The 15,969-nt window shown below is 69.9% G+C and carries 20 protein-coding genes; 9 read left to right on the top strand and 11 right to left on the bottom strand.

Features of this window, described 5'->3' with window-relative positions:
• Positions 1–371: 371 nt before the first annotated feature.
• Positions 372–716: a tyrosine-type recombinase/integrase gene (locus tag HEP85_RS12950; RefSeq protein WP_248001905.1), complete on the bottom strand. Its 345-nt coding sequence runs from the start codon at positions 714–716 to the stop codon at positions 372–374.
• A gap of 832 nt (positions 717–1,548) precedes the next feature.
• On the opposite strand from HEP85_RS12950, the gene HEP85_RS12945 reads away from it, so the two are divergent.
• The 4 genes from HEP85_RS12945 to HEP85_RS12930 all read left to right on the top strand — a co-directional run bounded on the left by HEP85_RS12945 (position 1,549) and on the right by HEP85_RS12930 (position 3,738).
• A complete protein-coding gene (locus tag HEP85_RS12945) occupies positions 1,549–2,007 on the top strand; it encodes a hypothetical protein (protein WP_168527926.1) in 459 nt (152 codons plus the stop codon).
• Between the two features lie 40 nt (positions 2,008–2,047).
• Positions 2,048–2,260, top strand: coding sequence for a cold-shock protein (locus tag HEP85_RS12940; protein WP_168527925.1), 213 nt, complete (start codon positions 2,048–2,050; stop codon positions 2,258–2,260).
• 472 nt (positions 2,261–2,732) lie between these two features.
• Positions 2,733–3,083, top strand: a complete 351-nt coding sequence (locus HEP85_RS12935; protein WP_168527924.1) for a hypothetical protein — start codon at positions 2,733–2,735, stop codon at positions 3,081–3,083.
• Between the two features lie 358 nt (positions 3,084–3,441).
• Positions 3,442–3,738, top strand: coding sequence for an RNA-binding protein (locus HEP85_RS12930; protein WP_168527923.1), 297 nt, complete (start codon positions 3,442–3,444; stop codon positions 3,736–3,738).
• A gap of 591 nt (positions 3,739–4,329) precedes the next feature.
• Here the strand turns inward: HEP85_RS12930 and HEP85_RS12925 are convergent.
• Genes HEP85_RS12925 through HEP85_RS12915 form a run of 3 tightly spaced genes read right to left on the bottom strand, consistent with a single transcriptional unit; the run spans position 4,330 to position 7,189 of the window.
• Positions 4,330–5,538 carry a cytochrome P450 gene (locus tag HEP85_RS12925; protein ID WP_168527922.1) on the bottom strand — a complete coding sequence of 403 codons (1,209 nt, stop codon included), beginning with the start codon at positions 5,536–5,538 and terminating at the stop codon, positions 4,330–4,332.
• Between the two features lie 39 nt (positions 5,539–5,577).
• On the bottom strand, positions 5,578–6,972 hold the full coding sequence (locus HEP85_RS12920; protein WP_168527921.1) for an NAD(P)/FAD-dependent oxidoreductase: 1,395 nt from the start codon (positions 6,970–6,972) through the stop codon (positions 5,578–5,580).
• Positions 6,962–7,189, bottom strand: a complete 228-nt coding sequence (locus tag HEP85_RS12915; protein WP_168527920.1) for a ferredoxin — start codon at positions 7,187–7,189, stop codon at positions 6,962–6,964. The genes HEP85_RS12920 and HEP85_RS12915 overlap by 11 nt, the downstream gene beginning before the upstream one ends.
• Positions 7,190–7,718: 529 nt before the next feature.
• Between HEP85_RS12915 and HEP85_RS12910 the strand changes: the two genes are divergently transcribed.
• Positions 7,719–8,102, top strand: coding sequence for a hypothetical protein (locus HEP85_RS12910; protein WP_168527919.1), 384 nt, complete (start codon positions 7,719–7,721; stop codon positions 8,100–8,102).
• Positions 8,103–8,187: 85 nt separating this feature from the next.
• Here HEP85_RS12910 and HEP85_RS12905 read toward each other — a convergent pair whose 3' ends face one another.
• The 5 genes from HEP85_RS12905 to HEP85_RS12885 form a co-directional block, all read right to left on the bottom strand.
• Positions 8,188–8,724 carry a hypothetical protein gene (locus HEP85_RS12905; protein WP_168527918.1) on the bottom strand — a complete coding sequence of 179 codons (537 nt, stop codon included), beginning with the start codon at positions 8,722–8,724 and terminating at the stop codon, positions 8,188–8,190.
• 164 nt (positions 8,725–8,888) lie between these two features.
• A complete protein-coding gene (locus HEP85_RS12900) occupies positions 8,889–9,590 on the bottom strand; it encodes a hypothetical protein (RefSeq protein ID WP_168527917.1) in 702 nt (233 codons plus the stop codon).
• 322 nt (positions 9,591–9,912) lie between these two features.
• Positions 9,913–10,509 (bottom strand): hypothetical protein, encoded by a 597-nt coding sequence (locus tag HEP85_RS12895; RefSeq protein WP_168527916.1) that lies wholly within the window; start codon positions 10,507–10,509, stop codon positions 9,913–9,915.
• A gap of 150 nt (positions 10,510–10,659) precedes the next feature.
• Positions 10,660–10,836, bottom strand: a complete 177-nt coding sequence (locus HEP85_RS12890) for a hypothetical protein (RefSeq protein ID WP_168527915.1) — start codon at positions 10,834–10,836, stop codon at positions 10,660–10,662.
• A 29-nt stretch (positions 10,837–10,865) separates the two neighbouring features.
• A complete protein-coding gene (locus HEP85_RS12885; RefSeq protein ID WP_168527914.1) occupies positions 10,866–11,210 on the bottom strand; it encodes a hypothetical protein in 345 nt (114 codons plus the stop codon).
• Positions 11,211–11,389: 179 nt separating this feature from the next.
• Between HEP85_RS12885 and HEP85_RS12880 the strand changes: the two genes are divergently transcribed.
• The 3 genes from HEP85_RS12880 to HEP85_RS12870 all read left to right on the top strand — a co-directional run bounded on the left by HEP85_RS12880 (position 11,390) and on the right by HEP85_RS12870 (position 13,749).
• A complete protein-coding gene (locus HEP85_RS12880; RefSeq protein WP_329526257.1) occupies positions 11,390–12,307 on the top strand; it encodes an aminoglycoside phosphotransferase family protein in 918 nt (305 codons plus the stop codon).
• A gap of 121 nt (positions 12,308–12,428) precedes the next feature.
• A complete protein-coding gene (locus HEP85_RS12875) occupies positions 12,429–12,878 on the top strand; it encodes a MarR family winged helix-turn-helix transcriptional regulator (RefSeq protein ID WP_168527913.1) in 450 nt (149 codons plus the stop codon).
• A 283-nt stretch (positions 12,879–13,161) separates the two neighbouring features.
• Entirely contained in the window at positions 13,162–13,749 is a 588-nt protein-coding gene (locus HEP85_RS12870) for a hydrolase (RefSeq protein WP_168533575.1), read from the top strand.
• A 13-nt stretch (positions 13,750–13,762) separates the two neighbouring features.
• On the opposite strand, the gene HEP85_RS12865 is transcribed toward HEP85_RS12870, so the two are convergent.
• On the bottom strand, positions 13,763–14,680 hold the full coding sequence (locus HEP85_RS12865) for a ketopantoate reductase family protein (protein ID WP_369657701.1): 918 nt from the start codon (positions 14,678–14,680) through the stop codon (positions 13,763–13,765).
• Between the two features lie 80 nt (positions 14,681–14,760).
• Positions 14,761–15,534, bottom strand: coding sequence for an MBL fold metallo-hydrolase (locus tag HEP85_RS12860; protein ID WP_168527912.1), 774 nt, complete (start codon positions 15,532–15,534; stop codon positions 14,761–14,763).
• A 178-nt stretch (positions 15,535–15,712) separates the two neighbouring features.
• Here HEP85_RS12860 and HEP85_RS12855 point away from each other — a divergent pair, with 178 nt between their 5' ends.
• Positions 15,713–15,940 (top strand): DUF2277 domain-containing protein, encoded by a 228-nt coding sequence (locus HEP85_RS12855; protein ID WP_168527911.1) that lies wholly within the window; start codon positions 15,713–15,715, stop codon positions 15,938–15,940.
• The last annotated feature ends 29 nt before the right edge of the window (positions 15,941–15,969 follow it).

Raw genomic sequence — 15,969 nt, 5'->3', positions numbered from 1 at the left:
CGACGGCAGTGTCATCTGTTGGGCAGCCTGTAACAATCTGTACGAGGCACTGCGCGGCCTGTAGGAGCTCTTGCGCCACGGCTCCGGTGCCTGGCGCATTGAGTGTCTAACTGCGTGGCAACCGCGACGCACAACCGCGAACAACCGTGGACGTCAGCGGACCATCAGCGCAGGTGAAGGGCGCGCCAGCCCAAGGGCAACGAGCCTCCCGAGTTGCTTCGGGGCGAAGAGGCCCCCGTGCCACAGCCGTGCCACATCGTGCGGTCAACCACGGTCAACGACGGGTCGCCACAGTCGAGATGCGCCGATCAGCTGGGCTGCCGCTACGGCCGTAGTGACCTGGGCGAACATGCCGCAGACCACGTCCGCCCTTACAAGGCGGATGTCGGCGGTTCGAAACCGTCCGCGCCCACCAGTCTCAGGACACGACTAAGGCCCAGGTCAACCGGTGCGAAGCCGCAGACCTGGGCCTTGATCTTTCTCGGGGACTTTGCGCCGCCGGTCGCGGCGAGCGTGTTCCCGGTGTGCCGGAGATCGTGGAAGTGGACGTCGCCGAGACCGGCCGCGGCGAGGGCGCGGAGCCAGATGCGCCGGAAGTTGTTCCGTCGGAGGACACCGCCGCGGGCCCCGACGAAGACGAGCCCGGTCCGGCCTGCCTCCGCGTGCTCCGCCAGGTGGTGCGCCAGCTCGGGCACGATCGAGGCCGGGAACGCCACCGTGCGGACACCCGCCGCGCTCGCTGTGGAACCTTCCCTACTTCATCAAGTGCCCGCGCGAGCGCGGGCTGACCCCTGGGGGCCGGCCCCGGGGGCCGCAGCAAGCAACGGCCCATGAGTAGAGACCCGGACACGGAGTCCGCCGGTCAGAACGCACCTCCGGCGGGGGCGCTCAGGCTCCGACATGGCGGGGGCGCCATTCGCGAGTGCCGGCCGAGTGTGGCGTGCGCGGGATGGGAGCCGGGGTGAGTTGTGGGTGGCGGAGGAGATCAGCGCCGCTGCGGTTCGCGGCCAGCCACGTCGAACAACCTGGAGGCCCCAGAGGGCACCCTCACCGCCAAGGAGAGGTATGGCGTGTTGGTCATCAAAGAATCGGCAGCCAGATTGCCGATGGGCGCGCCAGCCATAGTCAGCTTGCCCAACTGGCCACGACCGGGCGGCAGGCGCGATTACGGAACCATGCCAGCACCCAGCTCCGCCCCAGGATGGTGACTCGCCCTCACACACTGCACCATCGAGGTCACCGCCTCGATGAAATACCCAACGGCGCACCCATGTCAGCACCATGCGACGGGCCAAAGCCAGACTCAAGAGCGTATTGGCCGAAATTAAATGGTCACACTAAGGAATCCCGGAAGTTCAATTATTGACATGATCCCCTGGTCGTGAGGTCGAAGCGTATGGCAGGAGGGATGGTGGGTGCCAAACTGTGACCCCCGTCCCATTACGGTTCGTCACTTGGGTTTTCCTTTACCCTGGAACGTGAACTTCCACATCTGGTACCCGTCTAGCTTTCCGGAATGGATGAAGACTCCCTCCGGAAAGGATCTCGATGTTTTCACGCACCATGAAGCGGACGGCGGCCTTCGCGGCCGCAACAGTTACAGCCCTGAGCCTGATGGCAGCGCAGTCGGGTGCAGCTGGTAACCCCCACGTTTATACGCCTCGAAATGCCTTCTACCAGGGGCACGATCCGCGGGGTAATTTCACGGCTCAGATCAAGTACGACACCGGCAAGTTCCAGATGGGCTGGCAGTTAAGTGCCGCCACTGCGGCCCTTGCCACAGGCCCCATGAATGAGACGGCCAACTTGACGTGCAATGGACGAAGGGTGACGCACGACAGCCACGCCGCCGTCGGTGCGCGATACTTCCTCCACATGTCGTCCTCTCTAGGTCGCGACATGACTCGCTGCAACTGGGAGCTGACGATCCATGAGACGTTCCCGATAGGCCACAGCGGCACCCGAACCGTCGATGTCGACTTTCCCTTCGTTGTCACCCTGGTCTGATCGTCCGACAGCTAGGCTTCGGGATTGCTAGAATCCAAGGATGACAAAGGCAGAAGTTCGTGTATGGCACGAAGAAGAAGGCTGGGGTGTCATCGATTCCGAGGAAACTCCCGGAGGGTGTTGGGTGCACTTCTCAGCAATCGAGATGTCTGGTTATCACTTCCTCTCTGTCGGTGATCACGTCACCTTGGAGTGGGAGGCTGGTGAACAGGATGGCTTTCAGTTCCGAGCCGTTCGGGTAACGCGTGAATGAAGGTCCGCGTTGCAGGGTCGCCGCTCGGCAAGAGTGGCGACCCTGCAGTCGTCGTGTGAGGGAATCGCACCCTCATCGGCTTACAGGGGCTTCCCCGGCTTCAACGGCGCCAGCCTGGAGGACAGCTTCGTCCTGGAGATCCAGGCAAGGTCGTGATCGAGTTTCTCGCAGTTCGTGAGCTACTGGGGAGCGATCGAGGTCGTGTCTCAGGAGGCGATCGCGCGGATAGAGGGCGGGCAGTTGATCTGCGGTACAGCAGCGAGGTACAACGGCAGCAACCGACCATGACCCGCAATACCTCTGAGGGATCACTGCGACCGCTATGGCCTCCGTGGACCGCTCTCTCTAGAGCTACGGATCGGAAGGTCTGGCCTCACGGCTGTTGCCTCGTCGACTGCCGAAACGGCAATCGACGCCAGCGCTTCGCTCTGACGCTGCCTTTCGCTTCCCCTCGCCCCGGCCAGGACCGATCATGAGGTTCATGGTGTCAAGCACCGTCGTTCAGTGCACCGATCTCCTACGCACCAGCGAGTACGACCTTTGGGAAAGTCTGCGGGAGGTTCTGAGGGGCCAGGGGCTCGATCCGGACCGGACGATTGTCGTCGACCTCCTGCCCGAGGGCCCCGATCACGAGGATGGCCAAGTCATCTCTGAGGACGGCCGAGTCTTCAGGTTCAGCCTCTTCTACGACCGAGCATCCGAGGACGGTGCCCGACGTGCCACGCTTCACGGCTGGACAGACATCACTGACAGGTGGCGGACCGGATCTCGGGCCACTCTCACGGCGGGAGCCTTCGCGTGGAAGGCCCAGCCCGAAGAGTAGGGGGTCGACCCACAGACCGAGGCAGTAGGTCTTACCTTCAGTGCGTGTCTAACTGCGTGACAACGCCGACGCACAACCGCAGACGAGTACGGACGTCTGCGGATTATCAGCGCAGGTGAAATGCACACCAGCCCAAGGCGGAACCCTCGTCCAAGTTGCTTCGGGACGAAGCGGTCCTCGTGCCATGGCCGTGCCACATCGTGCGGTCATCACGGTCAACGGCCGCTCTCCGCAGTCGAGATGCTCCGATGAGCTGGGCTGGCTCTACAGCCGGAGTGACCTGGGCATCCTGGTCGCCGACCACGTCCGCCCCTGCAACGCTGTAGTTGCGGACTCCTCGGCGGGTCATGATCTGCCTATGGACGAGTACAACTGGCCAACGCGCCACCCCGACGTGCCGGGGCAGTCGCCGGAGGAAGTCTGGACGGCGACGCTTGCAGCTCTCCCTCTGGGAACTTCCGTCGCAGGAGAAGTGGTCGCCCGTCAGCCCTTCGGCGTCTTCATCCGCGTCGATGGAGTTCCGAACGCCATGGCGCTTGCCGAGATCACTGCCATGCCCGAGGGGATGGGACCGCCCGCTCTCGGGGTACGCATCCGGGGTGAGGTCATCGACCACGTTGAGCACAACCACCAGGTGAGAGTTCGGCTGCACTGATCAAGGGCTGCGCTTGAGTGGTGCTCGGGTTAGTGTGCGGCGCATGGCCAGCGACGTTCCGCCCTGCCCCGAATGCAGGCAGCCCCTGAAGTCTGGTGGTCTCGTGCTCTCCAAGCGCAATGACGACGGCCGGCGGACCTGTCGAACGCTCTGGCGGTGTGCCAGTCAGCACGTCTGGTGGAACTGGGCGGATCGACCGGACGAGCCCTTGGAGGTCTGCCCCGTGCCGGGGTTGTTCCGCTGACATCCAACGCTGACATCAACGCCCACGGTCCGCTGCGGCATTGGGCGGCCACAGACGACACGCATGCGTGCGGCTGGGTCATGCCAAGGACGAGTTGGAGCGAACTTACAAGGCGAATGTCGGCGGTTCATTCGCGATGTGGCCGTCCACGTGGTCGGCGGTCCGGTGGTCGCGACCTTGCCCGAGGTGCTGATGGGTCGGTGCGGCCCGCAGCGACGAGAAGTCGTCGTGACTGGGGTGGTCGGTTCTACGGCTTGAGCCGGTCACCTGCGAGCGGGAATCACGATCCGGCAGGGCGATGGTGACGCCGCCGGCATGCTGTTCAGTCGGTCCTGTGTCGGTGATGCTCAGGCCGTCAGGCCCTCGATGGCGACGGGAAGTTGGCGTGGGCCGCGCAGTACCGCGTTGGCGCGGTAGGGCGGCGGGTCCTCGATCAGTCGGGAGAACTTGACCCGGCGGAAGAGCTCGGGCACGGCCAAGTGGAGTTCTATGCGGGCGAGGGGGGCGCCGAAGCAGTAGTGGATGCCCGTGTAGAAGCCCAGGTGCTCGTTGTCCTTGCGGTCGGGATCGAACCGGTCGGGGTCCTCGAAGCGCCGGGGATCGCGGTTGGCCGCGGCCAGCATGAGCCAGACCGGCGAGCCCTTGGGGATCGTGGTGCCGGCGACGTCGATGTCGGCCAGGGCGGTGGTCCACGGGACGAACTGGACCGGAGGCTCGTACCGCAGTACTTCCTCGATGATCGGGACGGCCAGGTCCGGGTCCTTCTGGAACCGTTCGAGGACGTCGGGGTGGCGCAGCAGGGTGAGGGTCGTGTTGGTGATCGCGTTGACGGTGGTCTCGTGGCCGGCGACCAGGAGCAGCACCGCGGTGGCCTCCAGGTCTGCCGGTGTCATGTCGGGGGCGAGCGCGCTGAGCATCCCGGGGCCGGGGTGGCGGCGTTTGGTCTCGATCAGATCGGACAGGTAGGCGCCCAGTTCCTGGCGCGCCCGCTGTGCCTTTTCCGGGCCGTCGTCGTCGCCGGAGCGGGGATCGAGGGACGACGCCAGGACATCGGCCCAGACGTGGAAGCGCGGTTCGTCCTCGCGCGGCACGCCCAGGACCCTGCAGATGGCGGTGACGGGAAGGGGGTAGGCGAAGTCCTCCACGACGTCGACCTGGTCCTTGCCCTCGAAGGCGTCGAGCAGCTCGGTGACGACCTTGGCCAGCTCTCCACGTAGGCCGTCGAGGAACCTGGGGCTGTGCGGCGGGCCGAACGGTCGGTTGATGGTGCCGCGCAGCCGGTCGTGCACGGGCGGGTCGGTGAAGATGAAGCTGGGCGGCAGTCCGGTCTCCTCCGCCGGTTGCCCGGGGCGGGCGTAGCCGGGTGGGCGGTTGCTCGTGTCGTTGCTCAGCCGCGGGTCGTTGGCCAGACTCCGTACCTCGTAATAGGTGCTGACCAGATAGGTGCCGTCGTCCTCCCGCCTGACCGGTTGCTTGCGCAGTTCCGCGTAGAGCGGATAGGGGTCGGCCCGATGGGCGTAGTCGGTGATCTGCGCGGAGATGGTGCCGGACGTCATGGTGACTCCTCAGGGCTCCGTGCGGTGCGGGGCCGGTGATCAGGCATGCGACGGAACGAACGTGACGCGCCGCTCGCTCGGTGAGTGGCCGGTCAGCGTGATGGTGGGCCCGTGGGTGGGCAGATGGGGGTCGGGGAAGGCCGATTCGATCGGCTGCAACGTCTCGCTCCGGCGGTCGACCGAGCGGTACTCGGGCGGGAAGGGGGCGCCGGACGCGATCTGCTGCTCATAGAACCCCAGCCACTTGGCTCCGTCGAAGGACACTGCGGCGATGACGCGGCCGCGGTAGCCGTACACCGCGACGAACCGCTCCTCGGCGAGTGTCCCCTGGGCGACGACCAGTTGGCCGCCCAGCGAGGGCACGCCCACCGACTTGATGTTGACGCCGAACTGGGAGGACCAGAACATCGGCAGCCACAGGTGCGGGCGGCGGTCAGGCCCGGCGCAGATCATGTTGTGGGCGGCGATCTCGGCCTGTTCGACCGCGTTGCCCCAGTGCTCCAGCGCCAGGAACTGGTAGTCGAACAGCGGGTGGGGGCTGCGGGCGACGTCACCGGCGGCGTAGATGTCGTCGGTGACGATGCCGTTGACGTCGAACACCCGGCACCCGGCGTCGCACGCGATCCCCCGTGGACCCGCGGCCACCCCCGAGCCGGCGAGCCATTCCGTGTTCCGCATGGCACCGAGCGAGACGACCGCCACCTCCACGTCGATCACCGAACCGTCGGACAGATGGGCGCGCCTGAGCCGTCCCACATCACCGCCCTCGAGGGCGGTGACGCTGACGCCGCACCGCAGGTCGACCCCGTGCTTGCGCTGCAGCCGGTCCGCGACCGCGCCGATCACTCCGCCGAGCGCGCCCACCAGCGGTGCCGGGCCGCGTTCGGCGACGGTGACCTCAAGGCCGTGCTCCCGGCAGGCGGAGGCGACCTCGGAGCCCGTGAAACCGGCGCCGATCACCAACACCCGGCGCACGCCCCCGGTCAGTTTCCGGTACAGGCGGGCGGAGTCGTCGCGGGTACGCAGCACGAACACCCCGTCCAGGGCGGCCTCTTCCGGGTGGAACCAAGGCCGCGCTCTGGTCCCGGTGGTGATCAGCAGACGGTCGTAGGGGACGGTGTCGCCGTTCACCAGGCGCACTTGCTTGGCGTCCCGGTCCAGGTCCGCGGCGGCGACGCCCAGACGCCACTCGGCGTCGATGTCCCGCCGCCGCGGAAGCGCGGTGTCCTCGGGCCGGGCCCGTCCGAGCAGCGCCTGCTTGGACAGCGGCGGCCGGTCGTAGGGCTCGTAGAGCTCGTCGCCGATCATGGTCAGTGATCCGGTGAAGCCCTTCTCGCGCAGCGTCTCCGCCGCGCGCAGACCGGCCAGCGAGGCACCGACGACGACAATACGGCCCTGGCGCCGCAGGACCTCGACGTCCGTGTCAGCCGACATGGGGCTCGACCCGCTTCGTCGGCTCATCGGAGTAGTCGACGAGGATGGCCTGGACCGGGCAGGCGGCAGCCGCCTTCTCCACCCGGTCACGCTGCGCCTCGTCGAAGCGAGGGGAGAACAACAGCGCCTCTTCCCCGTGCAGGGCAAAAACGTCCGGGGCGAGGAAGACGCACTGCGCGAACCCCTGGCACCGGTTGAGATCGACGACAAGCCTCATCGGAATCCGCTCCCTGCATGGGCCGCGGTGGCCGAGCCCCGCAGCCGTCTGCGCTCGGTCCATGTGGTCGGTAGGCATGCCTCACCTTCAGCTTCAGTCCTCCGCCCAGGTCTCGCAAGGCGAGGACGGCGCTGGAGACCAGGCCTCGCGCGAGGCGAAGGAAAGCTCCTCGGGGCCACTCTGATGTGAATCCGGTTCTTCGGCCACTGAGCGTGCGGCAGCCCGAGGTCCGCCTGTGGATGGACTGCTCGGACGGTGCCCCTGGACCGTCGCGGCAGAGCAACTAAGTGCAGCAACCCCGCCGGACCAGTGCCGACCGTCTGTGTGCCTGACCACCCTCCGCGCCAGCCCGCGAGGCCTCAGCGACCTCCGTGTCCATAGCTCGCATCGAGCGGCACTCTGTGCACACGGCGCGCCGGTTCCAGCGGGTCGCAGTGGGGAACCACGGGGAACGTCAAGCCTGGGCTGCGCTCTGCCCAGGCCTCGGCATGCATCAGTCGGCCGCTGGCAAGAAGAGCAGACTATGCACATGCAGCTCCCTGCCGAAGCCGTTGCGTCCACCGCGCTGATCGAGGTCGTGAGGATCTCCGCCCTGCCGACCGAGAAGGGTGCGCCTTACCCCGGCAGGGCGGTCGCCCACTGGACCGGGAGCGAGGCCGCCAAAGCCCTGACCTTGATCGAGACCCTGCCCGACAGCGAGCAGCACCGCTGCGGCTTCTCACCAGGCTGGAGTGTCCGAGCGTACGAGGACTCTCTCGATCTGGCGCTCTTCGAGGCAGCGTTCTGTTTCAGTTGCCACGAGGTCCGCATGCACGGAACGGCAGTGCCGGCCGCGCTGGCCACGCAGTTCTTCGACGTGGACACCCCGCAGGCCCAGGCCCTCCTGCACCTCTTCCGCGCGGCGACCGCATAGCCGGCTGGCCGGATGAGCGAGCTACGCCGTGGACTCAGGGCGGCTGCTGCACCGGAGGCGTCTTCGGGACGAAACGGCGGCGGGTTCACATCCCGCCGTCCGCCGGCACGCGGAAGACCGGGCTTCGCTTCCACAGCAGCCCGGGAACGCGCTGCCACAGGGCTGCCCCGTTCGCCCGCTCCCAATCTGCGGTCGCCCGGGACCGCGCCCACAGGACCACGGCCCACGGGACCAGCATGACCGGCGGCATCACCTCATGGAACATCAAGCCGAGGAGCATCATCCAACAGGCCGACATTCCCACGATCCCAGCGGCGCGCCAGAGCGACAGCCGCCTCGCCACGTCCTGACCCTCGAGCAGTTCTGCGACGCTGTCGATCCGCGCGGCACGCTCGTACTTGCGGCGACGCCGGCCGGGGAGACGGAAACTCAGCGGCAGCATCGCGAGGGACACGAGAATGACCGCCACCGTTCCCACCAACAGCGTCTCGAGGCTCTGAGCCGTACCGATCAGAGCCAACAGCACCCCTTCGGACAGCACCGCGCCCGCAGCCGTCATCAGCGCGGACACCCGCTCGAAGGGCGCCACCCGTATCAGCCCGTCTTGGGCATCAACAGCCATCGTCGTAGCCTCCCTTGCCCGGACACCCGCACGGGCAGGGAAGATCCAACTCCGGGCGGGACGCGAGGTCAACAGACGCGATGCCAGCACATCGCAAAGTCCGACTACGGTCCGGGCGCCGGGCCCGCGCAGCGCAGCCCATGGGCTCTGCGGGACCCGGTTGGTCACGATGATTCCTCCTGGGAGTGCAGGTCGCGGGCGGCAAGGCGCCGCCCGTCGGTGTCGGCGACGACGAGATTCCAGGCCGTTCCGTCACCGTCGTCGCCGTCCCACCAGCGCGCGAAGTCGCGGGCCGGGCGGCGCACCCCGGGCCCGTCGGCTCCAGCGGTGTATGTGGTGGTCAGCTCGACGTCGTATTCGCCGGCGTCGAGGTGGACCAGCGTGACCCCGGTGAGGTGGCGGGCGGAGTCCGCCACCTCGCTCTTCCGCGCCCAGCTTCCGAAGCGGTGGAGCAGGTCCGCGTCCGGTTCGCGCCGGGTGACGGGGCCGCTCGGCGGGTTGGGGGTGCCGTTTCCGCTGCCCTGCTTGCAGCCCAGGACCCATGCTCCCCGGTCGAGGTCCACCACCGCCGTGGGCTTCGCGGTGAGGGAGCGGCGGACGCACCCACTGTTCACCTCCCGAACCGCGGAGCCCTTGCCGCCGTCTTCGAACAGCCGTTTGCCCACGGCGAATCCCGCGTAGTACGCCTGCCGGGGTCCGGGCGCGGACGCGGACGGCCGGCCGGTCCCGCCGGACGGCGCCGCCGACGGCCGGGCGGAGTCGCCCGCGGAACTGCACCCGGTCGCGGCCAGGCACACTCCTACGATCAGACCGAGCACGCGGGTCGGCCCGATCGCGCCGGTGGAGGGGTGAGATGTCGTCGCCATACCGTGCCAGTTCGGTCGTCATCCGCGTACGGGATCTTTCCAACTGGTGCTGTACAGCGGAGAAGTGCGGCAACCGGCATGGCCCCAGCCGACCGTCACCCGCGGTCGGTGACCGGTTCACGAGTGCGGCAGACCCCGATGACCGTCGCGCGCAGAGGTCGCGTCGAGTGGCGGTCGTGCCACTGTCGTTCCCCGGGCCCTCCAAGGGCCGGCTGCCTCACCACCGTGCAAGACCGTGCCTCGCTCGTGCCGGAAGGGGCATCCGGAATCGGCGAGCTCGGCCCGCGAGACGGTCTTCCGTGGGCCGCCCGTGCGGGGGTCGCTAGAAGTCGCCGTTGGCGAGGATCTCGCCCGTCCTGTCGTAGACGGTGACGAGGCCGTTGTCCGACTCGTAGCAGGAGCTGAACGCTGAGGCGATGAGCTTGGCCTCACCCTGGTGCGGGCCGGTGAGGCCGCCGCTGAAGTCGGTGAACACCTCGGGGGCGTTCAGGATGTTGTTCCGCTCGTCGGCCCCGGTCACCCTCGTGATGTGACGGACGGCGGCCTTCTCGGCGGCGCTGCCGTTCTTGTCCACGCAGGACCTGAAGTCGGCCGCCCGCGATCCGGGCCCGGCGTCCCCGGCCCCGGAACCGTCGCGTGCGTCGTTCCGCGCCTCGTTCTTCGCCTCGTTGTGGACGGAGGAGGAGTTCGAAGCGCCGCTGTCCCCGTCCCCGTCCCCGTCCGCGCCGCCACCGCCGGCCGCCCCGGCGATCCCGATGATCACGGCGAGGCCTAGGACGCCGAGGCAGCCGAGCACCGCGACCCTGCCCACGCCGCGCTTCCTGGGCGGCCGCGGCGCGGGCGCGCCGGAGTCCGCCACCTGCGACGGTCCGCCCCGTCCGAGCCGCTGGTGCCGCCGCGGGTACTCGTGGTCGCTCATGGTCTCCCCTGGGGTGGTTCGTGCCCGTGTGGGTCTACGACGGGGAGGGGAGGGGCGGGGTTGTCGCCGCCCGCAGGGTTTCACCCGAAAGGGCGAGGGCTGTGCTGGGCTCCGGGCTCGAAAGGCGGAACTTCGCCTTCGGGCGGGCGGTCACTCCTCGGCGAAGACCAGGTCGGTGACCGGGTGGGTCATGCGGACGGTTCCGTCCGTGACGTCGACGACGTGGTGCAGGCCGGTCAGGGTCTTCGCGGCGGGGCCCTGGGAGAGGATGCGGAACCGGTCGCCGCCGCCGAAGAGGTAGGCACCGTACGACGGCGGCCGCCGCACCGTACGACGGCTGCCGCGCCGCGTGACGGCTACGAAGGGCCCGCCGCCGTCACCCCATGGGCGTGCTTCAGCCTCGCGCGGGCGTCGACCGTCTCCGGGGGTGCGACCTCCGACCAGAAACGGTGGCAGGTCACGAACACGGCGAGCTCGCGCTCACGCTGCCTGAGCTTCTCGACCTCGGCCTGTTCGTCGTCGGTCCAGCCGGGGGACGCGGGGCGCTCCACCTGGCGCCAGCCCCTGTCGTCGCTGAAGCCGTCCAGGGGTTCCACCGACCAGGGGAGCCGCTTGAGCAGGGCCAGGAGCTCCGCCCGGACCTGGTGCAGTTCCTCCTGGCCGGCCAGGAGGTCACTCGGGAAGTCATAGGTCGCAGCCACGCGGCAATGGTACGCCTGTTCGATTTTGAGGTGCGAGTTCCTTCCGGGAGTTCACACGAACGGTGGTGGCGGAGCGCTTCTGTCCGCCGGCGGCCGCCCTGTGCTCGGCCGCCGGTCGAGCGGCACGGAGTGCTGGGCGTCACGAACGGCGGTCCGACGCCCGACTGCCGTGGATTCGCATGACCCGTACCGAGATCGAGATCACCGCGGAGCTGGTCCGGGATCTGCTGCGCGACCAGCATCCCGACCTGGCCGCTCGCCCGGTGAGGCTCGGCGCGCGTGGCTGGGACAACCAGCTGTGGCGGCTCGGCGACGACCTCGCCGTCCGGTTGCCCTGGGCCACGCTGTCCGCGGACGCCCTGCTGCGCAAGGAACACGCCTGGCTCCCCGATCTCGCCCCACGGCTTCCCCTGCCGGTCCCCGTGCCGCAGCGCCTCGGCGAGCCCTCCGACCGGTTTCCGCGGCCCTGGATCGTCACCACCTGGGTGCCGGGCGAGCCCGCCGACAGGGCTCCCGTCACGCGTGCCGCGGAGGCGGCCGACACCTTGGCCGCCTTCCTGACGGCCCTTCACCGACCCGCTCCCGCCGGGGCACCGGCCGGCCGTGATCGCGGGGGGCCGCCGGCCGACCGCGCCGAGGGGTTCGCCCAGCAGCTCGCCTCGGCCACCGAGCGGGGGCTGATCCCCGACCCGGACGCCGTCCGCGCCGTCTGGGAGGACGCCGCCGCCGCGCCCGAGTGGGCGGGCCCGGCACTGTGGCTCCATGGCGACCTGCATCCGGCCAACGTTCTCACCGCGGACGGCACCTTCTGCGGCGTGATCGACTTCGGCGACCTCTTCGCCGGCGACCCGGCCTTCGACCTCGCCGCCGCCTGGATCCTGCTGCCGGACGGCGCCGCCGACCGCTTCCACGGGGCCTGCCGGCCTGCCCCGGACGCCGCGACCTTGCGTCGCGCCCGAGGCTGGGCGGTGCTGCGCGCCCTCGCCTGCGTCTTCATCGCGGACGCGGGCGTCCACGGCCGCCCTGGCGGCAAGCCCAGCTGGGGCCCACCCGCCCACGCCGCGCTGCGACGCCTCATCGCAACTGCGGGCCACTGAATCGCGGCCGCGGCCTGCGGCCGGCCGAAGCGCTCAGGAGCAGTTGGCCAGTCCAGGCTGTCCAGTTTGAACTGACCAGTTCAAACTGGACAGCCTGGACTGATGGATTTAGTGTGACGCCATGGACGACAGCGCCGAGGGCATCTCCGAGTCCGCCGCACGCGCGGCGCAGGATCTGCGGGTGGCGTTCAACCGGCTGCGGCGGCGGATCCGGGAGGTCTCCGAGCGGCAGGACCTCACCCCCTCACAGGTCTCCGCACTCACCCTGGTGAGCAAGAGCGGAGCCGCCACGGCGAGCGCGCTGGCCGCCACCGAGGGCGTCAGGCCGCAGTCCATGGCCGCCACCCTCGCCGTGCTCGACCAGCAGGGGCTGATCGCCCGCAACCCGGACCCGGGGGACGGCCGCCGACAGCTCGTCACGCTGACCGACGCCGGCCGCGAGCGCGTCGAGGGCACTCGGCAGGCCCGCGGGGAATGGCTGGCCAAGGCCCTCCAGGACCGCTGCACGGAGGCCGAGCGGCAGAGCGTCATCGAGGCGATGGCCGTACTGGACCGGCTCACCCGCCCGTGATACCCGCACTCAGCACCCCGCCCCGGCGGACTCTCGGCCCCCAGTACCACCGCCCGGCGCCGTGGCCGCCGACACCGCCACCCTCGCCGCCACCGCAGCCCTCTTCGCCACCGCAGCCCTCTTCGCCACCGCCGCCTTCTTCGCGGACGGCGCCGACCCTCGTGGACCGCACCAACCGGCCCGCTTCCCTCACGCCCGCCGGAGCCGTACCGCTCCCGGCGGCGCCCCTCCCGGACCGATCCCTCCGCACCCGCACGGGCACACCCCTCCGAAAGGCCTGACCATGGCAGTCACCACGCTCGACCCGCACACCGCCCTCGTCGTCATCGACCTGCAGAACGGCATCGTCGGAAACCCGGGCCTCGCCCCCCACACCGCCGCCGAGGTCGTGGAGCGGTCGGTGCTGCTCGCGGACGCCTTCCGCGCACAGGGCCTCCCGGTCGTCCTCGTACGGGTCACCGCCGCCGCCGACGGAGCGGACGCCGTACGCGGCCGCAACGACGGACCCAGCCGCGCCCGCGGCTTCGCGGAGGGCTGGGACGTCATCGTCGACGAACTGGCCGGGCACGCCGAGGACATCACCGTCACCAAGCGGAACTGGGGCGCCTTCTACGGCACCGACCTCGACCTGCAGCTGCGCCGCCGCGGGATCACCCAGATCGTGCTGACCGGCATCGCCACCAGCATCGGCGTCGAGTCCAGCGCCCGCGCCGCCCACGAGCACGGCTACCACGTGACCCTGGCCACCGACGCCATGACCGACCTGGACGGCGAGACCCACCGCAACAGCGTCGAGCGGATCTTCCCCCGCCTCGGCGAGACCGGTACGACCGCCGAGATCGTGGAACTGCTGGCCAAGACCCACGCGTGATCCGCGCCCCGCGTCAGCGGGGACCCGCGCCCTCCAGCTCCCGCACCAGCCGCTCCGCGACCGGCACGGGCACGCCGTGCCGGGCCGCGGCCCGCAGCAACGCGCCGCCGATCGCGTCCAGTTCGAGCGGACGGCCCGCCTCGGCGTCCCGCAGCATGGAGGACTTCGAACCGGGCGGGAAGGCGTCGTAGCGAGCCAGGGCCGTGGCCGGGTCGGCCGGGCCCCCGCTCGCGCGGCTCACGGCGGCCGTCTCCGCCACCAGAGCCGTCAACTCCGTCCGGTGCAGCGTACGGACGTCGCCCAGCGGCATCCCGTACCGGGTCGTCAGCAGCGCGAACGGGGCGAGGAAGGACATCTTCGCCCACAGCACCGCGGCCTCGTCGGCCTGGACGCGGACGTCCGGGCCGGCCGCCGTGAGGACCCCGGCGAGCGCGTCGAGCCGTTCGCGCGCCACGGTGTCACCGGTCAGGTCGATCTCCGCGAAGGGACTGCCGTGCTCGATCACCCCGGGCGCGGTCCGGGTCGACTCGACACGGATGACGGCGGGAGCCACCCGGTCCGGCCCGTAGCGGGCGCGCAGGGCCGCGGGGTGTTCGACACCGTTCAGGAAGGGGACGAGCAGGCCGTCGCCCAGGGCCCGCGCGGGTACCCGGGCGAGTGCCGCGTCGAGTGTCGTGTGCTTGACCGCGACCAGACAGGCGTCGACCGGTTCGCGCAGCTCGGTGTCCGCCTCGACACGTGCCGTGAACTCCCCGAACCGCCCGCTGCGGACCCGGATGCCGTCCGCGCGCAGCACCCCCGTCGTGTCGTCCCCGGCCAGACAGATCACCCGGTACCCGGCCCGCGCCACCAGCGCGGCGAGCAGCCCGCCGACGCCGCCGGGGCCCAGTACCGCCACCGTGAACCGCTCGTCGCGTCCGTTCTTCGTCATGTCCGTTCGATCCTCTCGTCGGTCGGCCCCGGAAACGGTGGCCGCCTGAACGTGGATCATGCCAGCCGCGCCGTCCGGCGCTACAGCCGCGCCGACGCCCCCGGCTCCAGCAGGTGCAGCCGGTCACCGAGTCCGGCCTCCGCGAAGGCCTTCGTCAGCGTGGCGCCGTCCTCGGTGAAGTGGCCCCAGTGCTCGAAGTGCAGGGGGACGACGTGCCGGGCGCCCAGGATCACGGCGGCCCGCGCGGCCTTCTCGCTGGTCAGGGTCAGCGGGGCGTCCGGCACGAGCGGGGTGCGTGCCGCGCCCGCGAAGAGGACGGCCACGTCGAACGGGCCCTCCCGCCGGGCGATCCCGCGGACCACGTCCAGCGACGCGTTGTCGCCGCTGACGTACACCTTGGGCAGTCCCTCGCCGGACAGTACGAAACCGGTCACCTCGCCCACGACCGGCTCCGAACCCTCGGGGCCGTGCAGCGCGGGTACGGCGGTCACCCGGAGCGCGCCGCCGCCGTCGGGGCGCGGCAGCTCGACGTGCTCCCAGGCGGGCAGGGCCCGCACGGGAGCGCCGATACGGTCGTACGCCGACGCCGTGGACAGGGTGAGGGGCGCGCCGGAGAGGTACGTCCGTCCGGCGGTGTCGAGGTTGTCCGGGTGCTGGTCGTGCGAGAGCAGTACGGCGTCGACGGCGCCGATCTCCGCGGCCGCCACCGCCGGTCCCGCCGTCTTCACCAGCTTGCGCGCGCCGATGGGGTACTCGCCGGGGGCGTCGAAGGTCGGGTCGGTGAGCAGCCGGACGCCACCGAGCTCGACGACGGCCGTGGGCCCGCCGACGTAGGTGATCTCCACAGGGGTCATGTTCTGCACAAGGGGGCGGAGCGGGACCGTATTCCCGTACCGGCACGCCATACCGATGCCCGTACCCGTACCTCGCACCCGTACCGCCCCGGATCACCAGGGCGTGCGACGGCCGGAAGAGGCGACCGGATGGGACGACCGGAGGTCATGGCGGCGTCGTCCGCGCGAGACTGGACCCATGTGCCGCAGCATCAAGACTCTCCGCCCGCCCGTACTCCCCGAAGAGGCCACCGAGGAGGACATCCGCGCCGCCGCCCTCCAGTACGTCCGCAAGGTCTCCGGCTTCCGCGCCCCGGCCGCCCACAACCGCGAGGTCTTCGAGCAGGCGGTCGAGGCGGTCGCGGCCGCCACGGCCGAGCTGCTGGGCGGCCTGGAGGTACGCGGGGTCACCCAGCGCGCCGGATGAACCGGCTTCACCCGGAACGGCCCCGCGGA

Origin of the sequence: Streptomyces sp. RPA4-2 (genome assembly GCF_012273515.2) — a bacterium.
GTDB lineage: Bacteria > Actinomycetota > Actinomycetes > Streptomycetales > Streptomycetaceae > Streptomyces > Streptomyces kaempferi.
The sequence above is the reverse complement of the archived record's forward strand: the minus strand, read 5'-3'. Positions and strand labels throughout refer to the sequence as shown.

What these genes read in the sequence shown, in the direction of transcription:
- HEP85_RS12945 (WP_168527926.1), top strand. Translation starts at nt 1,549, where the DNA reads ATGTTTTCACGCACCATGAAGCGGACGGCGGCCTTCGCGGCCGCAACA.
- HEP85_RS12940 (WP_168527925.1), top strand. Translation starts at nt 2,048, where the DNA reads ATGACAAAGGCAGAAGTTCGTGTATGGCACGAAGAAGAAGGCTGGGGT.
- HEP85_RS12935 (WP_168527924.1), top strand. Translation starts at nt 2,733, where the DNA reads ATGAGGTTCATGGTGTCAAGCACCGTCGTTCAGTGCACCGATCTCCTA.
- HEP85_RS12930 (WP_168527923.1), top strand. Translation starts at nt 3,442, where the DNA reads ATGGACGAGTACAACTGGCCAACGCGCCACCCCGACGTGCCGGGGCAG.
- HEP85_RS12925 (WP_168527922.1), bottom strand. Translation starts at nt 5,538, where the DNA reads ATGACGTCCGGCACCATCTCCGCGCAGATCACCGACTACGCCCATCGG.
- HEP85_RS12920 (WP_168527921.1), bottom strand. Translation starts at nt 6,972, where the DNA reads ATGTCGGCTGACACGGACGTCGAGGTCCTGCGGCGCCAGGGCCGTATT.
- HEP85_RS12915 (WP_168527920.1), bottom strand. Translation starts at nt 7,189, where the DNA reads ATGAGGCTTGTCGTCGATCTCAACCGGTGCCAGGGGTTCGCGCAGTGC.
- HEP85_RS12910 (WP_168527919.1), top strand. Translation starts at nt 7,719, where the DNA reads ATGCAGCTCCCTGCCGAAGCCGTTGCGTCCACCGCGCTGATCGAGGTC.
- HEP85_RS12905 (WP_168527918.1), bottom strand. Translation starts at nt 8,724, where the DNA reads ATGGCTGTTGATGCCCAAGACGGGCTGATACGGGTGGCGCCCTTCGAG.
- HEP85_RS12900 (WP_168527917.1), bottom strand. Translation starts at nt 9,590, where the DNA reads ATGGCGACGACATCTCACCCCTCCACCGGCGCGATCGGGCCGACCCGC.
- HEP85_RS12895 (WP_168527916.1), bottom strand. Translation starts at nt 10,509, where the DNA reads ATGAGCGACCACGAGTACCCGCGGCGGCACCAGCGGCTCGGACGGGGC.
- HEP85_RS12880 (WP_329526257.1), top strand. Translation starts at nt 11,390, where the DNA reads ATGACCCGTACCGAGATCGAGATCACCGCGGAGCTGGTCCGGGATCTG.
- HEP85_RS12875 (WP_168527913.1), top strand. Translation starts at nt 12,429, where the DNA reads ATGGACGACAGCGCCGAGGGCATCTCCGAGTCCGCCGCACGCGCGGCG.
- HEP85_RS12870 (WP_168533575.1), top strand. Translation starts at nt 13,162, where the DNA reads ATGGCAGTCACCACGCTCGACCCGCACACCGCCCTCGTCGTCATCGAC.
- HEP85_RS12865 (WP_369657701.1), bottom strand. Translation starts at nt 14,680, where the DNA reads ATGACGAAGAACGGACGCGACGAGCGGTTCACGGTGGCGGTACTGGGC.
- HEP85_RS12860 (WP_168527912.1), bottom strand. Translation starts at nt 15,534, where the DNA reads ATGACCCCTGTGGAGATCACCTACGTCGGCGGGCCCACGGCCGTCGTC.
- HEP85_RS12855 (WP_168527911.1), top strand. Translation starts at nt 15,713, where the DNA reads ATGTGCCGCAGCATCAAGACTCTCCGCCCGCCCGTACTCCCCGAAGAG.